A 5,335-nucleotide genomic window follows, 5' to 3' on the forward strand; every position below is an offset into this window, starting at 1 on the left:
GATCCCGGCGCCTTTATGGATCGCAGCATTATGGAGGGAGATCCCCATACCGTTATTGAAGGCATGATCATCGGGTCGATGGCAATAGGCGCTCATAAAGGATTCATCTATGTCCGCGACGAGTATGGACTGGCCGTGCAAAATCTGGGCAGAGCCATCCAGGACGCCAGAGCTAATGGATATTTAGGCGAGGACATTATGGGCAAGGGATGGGCGTTTGATATTGAAATCGTACGGGGCGGGGGGGCTTTTGTCTGCGGTGAAGAGACGGCCTTAATGAACTCCATTGAAGGAAATGCGGGAGAACCGCGGGATAAATACGTCTATCCCACCGAGAAGGGGCTGTGGGGAAAGCCGACTATAATCAATAACGTGGAAACATGGGCCAATATCCCGGTAATTATCCTGGCAGGCGCAGAAAAATTCGCGTCTATTGGCAGTAAGAACAGTAAAGGAACCAAAGTGTTTTCCCTGGTAGGTAAAGTAGTAAATACCGGACTGGTGGAAGTGCCGATGGGCACCACCTTAAGGGAAATCATTTTTGACATCGGCGGGGGGATTCTCAAAGGGAAGGCTTTCAAAGCCGTTCAGACCGGGGGGCCGTCCGGCGGATGCATACCGGCCGAGTTGCTGGACCTGGAGATTGATTTTGATTCATTGACCGAGGCGGGCTCAATGATGGGGTCAGGCGGTCTTATCGTAATGGATGAACATACCTGCATGGTAGAGGTGGCCCGGTATTATCTCCATTTCCTGGCCGGGGAGTCATGCGGCAAATGTGTTCCCTGCCGTGAAGGAATTGACAGAATGCTGGAGATTCTAACCCGCATCTGTGAAGGACATGGAAAAATGGAAGATTTAGATCTGTTGGAAGATCTGAGCGAAACCCTGAAGGCGGCATCATCGTGCGCCCTGGGCAAAACGGCTACCAATCCGGTATTATCGACTCTCAGGTATTTTCGCCCCGAGTATATCAGCCATATTCATGAAAAAAGATGTGCAGCCGGGGTATGCCGCAGCCTGACTACCTTTGATATAATTCCTGAGATATGCACCGGCTGCGGCTTGTGTGAAAAGAACTGCCCGGTGCAGGCTATTCGCGGGGAGAAGAAGGAGCCTCATACTATCTCCCAGGAACTGTGCATTCGCTGCGGTGATTGCTTCAATCGCTGCAATTTCGGGGCTATTAAAGTTGTATAGGAGGTATGGGATTATGAAGATAATCGTGGATGGAAAAGAAATTGACGCGGTTTTGGGAGAAACGCTCCTGGGAGCGGCCCGCAGAGCCGGAATCCATATTCCCACCCTCTGTTACCATGAATCCCTGGAGGGACAAGGCCGCTGCCGGCTGTGTATGGTCGAGGTCAATGAGGGCGGCAGGAAAGAAGTGGTCGCTTCCTGCACCTATCCGGTGAAAGAGGGAATTGAAGTCACTACCTCCACTCCGGTTATAGATAAGATAAGGCGCAATATCATTATGCTGCTCTACAAGCGGGCTACCGGGAGTCCAGTTATGCGACAGCTTTTTCAAGAGTACGGATGCCCGCAGAACTCACTGCAGGAAAATCCCGAAGAACGCTGCATTCTATGCAATATCTGCGTGCGGGCCTGCGAAGAACTGGGGAGCAGCGCGATTTCCCTCATCATGCGGGGAACTCAGAAAAGGGTTGCCACTCCCTATGATGAAGCCGCGGCGGTGTGCATAGGCTGTGGAACCTGCGCCCGGGTATGCCCGGCCGGAGCCATTGAAATGACGGAAAAGGAGGGAATCCGGGTCATCTGGAACAAGGCCTTTGCCATGCAGGCTTGTTCGCGCTGCGGCAGCTATTATGCAAGCCGTGAAGAAATCGCTCATTTAACCGCAAGGAAGCCGGAATATGTGATCCAGTCAGACCTGTGTGAAGACTGCCGTAAAAGAATGATGGCGGAAAAAATAGCGGTCTTTGTTTCGGAATAATTGATTATACTCACAGGAGGATGGGGCCATGAAGATCACGGTAAAGTTGTTTGCCAACTTGCGCAAAGGACGATTCAAGGTCAATGATTTGGAATTTCCAGAGGGAACCAATGTGTTGCAGGTTTTAAATGATCTTTCCATTGATGCTGAAGAAATGAAAATCGGGATCATATTCGTCAATGGCAGGCACGCGAGCTTTGACACTGTCTTAAAAGAGCAAGATGTGCTGGCCATATTCCCTCCCGTGGCAGGTGGTTGATAATGGATGAAAAAGCAGCAAGTTTATTAAAGAAGTTTTCTGAGGCAGGTTCCCTGGCCTGGGCAGAGGTGCGTGAAATATCTTCTCAGACCGGCGTCCAGGAGCGATCTTTGGAAGATCAGGCATTGTCCCAGGGGATTATTCCGTTGCGTTACCATCGTAATATTGGAACCATCAGTGTTTCTGAACAGCAAGTTTTGTTAAATTCCAAAGTGGTGGTTATAGGCTGCGGCGGGCTGGGCGGCAACGTCTTAGAGCAGCTGGCCCGACTGGGGATCGGAACGATTATAGGTTGGGATTTTGATGCATTTGAAGAGCATAATATCAACCGTCAGATCCTATCGGATATCAGTCTGCTTGGGAAGAGCAAGGTGGAGGCGGCAGAATCAAGATTGAAGGCTATTAATCCGGCAGTTTGCTTTCAAGCGGTAAAGTCCCGGTTCGATATGGAGCAGGCCAGGACCGTACTGCCGGGCTGTAAAACAGTCATAGATGCCTTGGATAATGCCCGGGATCGTCTCAAGTTAAGTTCTGCCTGCCGGGAGTTGGGGATTCCTTTGGTGCATGGAGCCGTAGAAGGATGGGTGGGCCAGCTTACGACCCAATTCCCGGGTGATACAGTAATTGAAGAAATCTATAGACAGAATTATGAGAACGGGCGAATTTTATCTACTCCGGCTTTCACTCCCGCCCTGGTGGCCAGTTTGCAAGTGGCTGAAACGGTTAAAATTCTGCTGGGCCGCGGGGAATTGCTGCGTAACCGGATTATGCTGATCAATCTCCTGGACATGGACATGGAAACGATAGAGTTGTGCACGGATGATTAATATTGCCTTTGAGTATCGCGATAGAAGAGTAGGAGCCAACCTGATAATGGAGAGTTTATGATGCAGGCAGCCAAATCAGAGTGCGTCTAAATTGAGCACATATTACATTTAGCTAAGCAAAATAAGGCTTCCTTGATCAGGGGGCCTTTTTCGCTCATTTATCATGTCCCTGAACCCGGCTCCTAAAGGCATACCATACAATCGCCCGGTTTTTATTGACATGGTTTTGGGGCTGCAGGTATAATTCTTAGAAATTGCTTATGCTGATCTGCCTTTATCCTTTCGGGATGGAGGTGTTTTATTTTGTGGAATGTAATCTAAAAGGGATGGAAAGGTATGAATAAGCAGCTTTGGGGAGCAATCTCATTATCACTCGCAGCCAGTATCTGGGGGAGCCTGTATGTGGTAAGCAAATATGTAATGGATTATGTGCCTCCTTTTACCCTGTTGTGGCTGCGCTATCTTATCGCCGGGCTGGTGCTTTTTATATTGATGATCCTCTGCCGCCAGCATAAAATTGAGCGGCGCGATTTAATGCTTTTGGGCTGGATCGGCTTTATCGGTTACTTCGTATCGATAGGCGCGCAGTTTTTGGGAACCAAATTGTCTGACGCCCACACCGGAGCACTGATTACCACCAGTTCGCCGGTATTTACGGTTTTACTGGCCCGCCCTCTACTGAAGGAAACTCTGGATGCTCGGAAATTGGCGGCTCTATTTCTGTCGATGCTGGGAATAGTGATGGTGATCGGCTTCAACCCCGAGAGTGAAAAGAGCTGGCAGGGGAGCCTGTTCCTGCTCATTGCCGCTATCACCTGGGCATTCTTATCGATTTATGTTAAAAAAGCCTCAGCCCGGTATTCGACCCTGACCATCACTACCTATGCGGTGTTATTCGCCGCTGTTTTTACCACTCCGGTTGCCATCGGAGAGATGCAGTTCTATGAAGTACGGTTGTTTGCCAGCAGCCTGGTTTGGCTGGGAACCCTATATATCGGTATTGTTTCCACCGCGATAGCGTTATTTCTCTGGAACAAAGGCATGGATCTGATGGATGCAGGAGTAGGTTCACTTTTCATGTGTTTTCAGCCTGTGGTAGGTTCAGTGCTGGGATGGCTGTGGTTGAATGAAAACCTTACGCTAAGTTTTGTTGCAGGGGCGACACTCATTTTAGCCGGGCTCATAATAGTTAACTGGCCTCGAGCTGACCAAATCCTCAATGAATAAAGCCCGCCCCTTTTGCCATCACTAATAATATAACTTTTAGCGGTTTATTGTGACTGCGGAGTTGAGAATGGTTAAAATATACTGGTATTATTAGGAAAGAAAGGAGTGGATAAAATGGCACATACCCTGCCCGATTTACCGTATTCATATGATGCTCTGGAGCCCTACTACGACCAAGAAACCGTAAGGCTGCATCATGATATGCACCACAAAGCTTATGTTGACGGCTTAAACAGTGCCGAAAGCAAATTATCCGAAGCCATCGCCAAAGGTGATTTCGCTTTGATTAAACACATCGAGCGGGAACTGGCTTTTCACGGCTCCGGGCACATCCTGCATACCATGTTCTGGGAAAATATGAAGCCGGAGGGCGGAGGCCCTGCTTACGGTGCGGTGGCGGAACTGATCGACCGCGACTTCGGGTCGTTTGATAACTTCAAGAAGTTGTTTACAGCCTCTGCGGTCGCAGTCGAAGGCTCCGGATGGGCTATACTGGCATGCCAGCCGGTATTCCGGAAACTGGTGGTATTACAGGCCGAGAAGCATCAGGATCTGACTCAATGGGGCGCGGTTCCGCTCTTAATTGTAGATGTATGGGAGCACGCCTATTATTTAAAATATCAGAACAGACGCGCCGCCTGGGTTGAAGCCTGGTGGAACCTGGTTAACTGGGATGATGTCAACCAGAGGGTGGCTTTGATGCAAAAATAGCAAGAAGGCACCGGGCGCTATAACGCCCGGTGCCTCTGGATGCAAGACTGGCGCTTGTCAAGACATCTGGGCCGGGTCAGAAAACCCTTATACTCTCAACTAACGCGGCACTTTGCTCTATTTATGAACACTCCCAACGCTTCCCGCATTTTCTGCAGTACCAGTAGCGGGGAATATTAGTATTTTCCTCGAATAACGGTACGAATCTATGCCCTGAAAGGGCACACCACAGTCTCTTCAGCATTGGCCAAACCTCCTCTTTTGAAAGTTAGTTTTGTCCTAGTCAGATCAGGGTAAGGTCCGACTCCGGAGATAGGTATACGAGTCCTTGTTCCATAATATGGAAATCAATAA

At 49.4% G+C, this 5,335-nt stretch carries 6 protein-coding genes; all 6 read left to right on the top strand.

Annotated features, from left to right (window positions below; genetic code table 11):
- Positions 1-1,200, top strand: a 1,200-nt coding sequence (locus tag B2633_RS17820) for an NADH-ubiquinone oxidoreductase-F iron-sulfur binding region domain-containing protein (RefSeq protein ID WP_483171983.1), incomplete at its 5' end; no start/stop codon positions are given.
- A gap of 13 nt (positions 1,201-1,213) precedes the next feature.
- On the top strand, positions 1,214-1,957 hold the full coding sequence (locus B2633_RS17825) for a 2Fe-2S iron-sulfur cluster-binding protein (protein ID WP_483171984.1): 744 nt from the start codon (positions 1,214-1,216) through the stop codon (positions 1,955-1,957).
- Between the two features lie 28 nt (positions 1,958-1,985).
- The gene (locus tag B2633_RS17830; RefSeq protein ID WP_483171985.1) at positions 1,986-2,216 is read left to right on the top strand and encodes a MoaD/ThiS family protein; all 231 of its coding nucleotides are present in this window, start codon (positions 1,986-1,988) and stop codon (positions 2,214-2,216) included.
- Positions 2,217-2,218: 2 nt separating this feature from the next.
- Positions 2,219-3,043 carry a HesA/MoeB/ThiF family protein gene (locus tag B2633_RS17835; RefSeq protein WP_483171986.1) on the top strand — a complete coding sequence of 275 codons (825 nt, stop codon included), beginning with the start codon at positions 2,219-2,221 and terminating at the stop codon, positions 3,041-3,043.
- 336 nt (positions 3,044-3,379) lie between these two features.
- Positions 3,380-4,270, top strand: a complete 891-nt coding sequence (locus tag B2633_RS17840; RefSeq protein ID WP_483171987.1) for a DMT family transporter — start codon at positions 3,380-3,382, stop codon at positions 4,268-4,270.
- Between the two features lie 114 nt (positions 4,271-4,384).
- Positions 4,385-4,981, top strand: coding sequence for a superoxide dismutase (locus B2633_RS17845; protein ID WP_483171988.1), 597 nt, complete (start codon positions 4,385-4,387; stop codon positions 4,979-4,981).
- Positions 4,982-5,335 lie beyond the last annotated feature (354 nt).

It is taken from the genome of Syntrophomonas sp. UBA1041, from assembly GCF_002316705.1.
Classification (GTDB): Bacteria; Bacillota; Syntrophomonadia; order Syntrophomonadales; family Syntrophomonadaceae; genus DTU019.

What these genes read in the sequence shown, in the direction of transcription:
- B2633_RS17825 (WP_483171984.1), top strand. Translation starts at nt 1,214, where the DNA reads ATGAAGATAATCGTGGATGGAAAAGAAATTGACGCGGTTTTGGGAGAA.
- B2633_RS17830 (WP_483171985.1), top strand. Translation starts at nt 1,986, where the DNA reads ATGAAGATCACGGTAAAGTTGTTTGCCAACTTGCGCAAAGGACGATTC.
- B2633_RS17835 (WP_483171986.1), top strand. Translation starts at nt 2,219, where the DNA reads ATGGATGAAAAAGCAGCAAGTTTATTAAAGAAGTTTTCTGAGGCAGGT.
- B2633_RS17840 (WP_483171987.1), top strand. Translation starts at nt 3,380, where the DNA reads ATGAATAAGCAGCTTTGGGGAGCAATCTCATTATCACTCGCAGCCAGT.
- B2633_RS17845 (WP_483171988.1), top strand. Translation starts at nt 4,385, where the DNA reads ATGGCACATACCCTGCCCGATTTACCGTATTCATATGATGCTCTGGAG.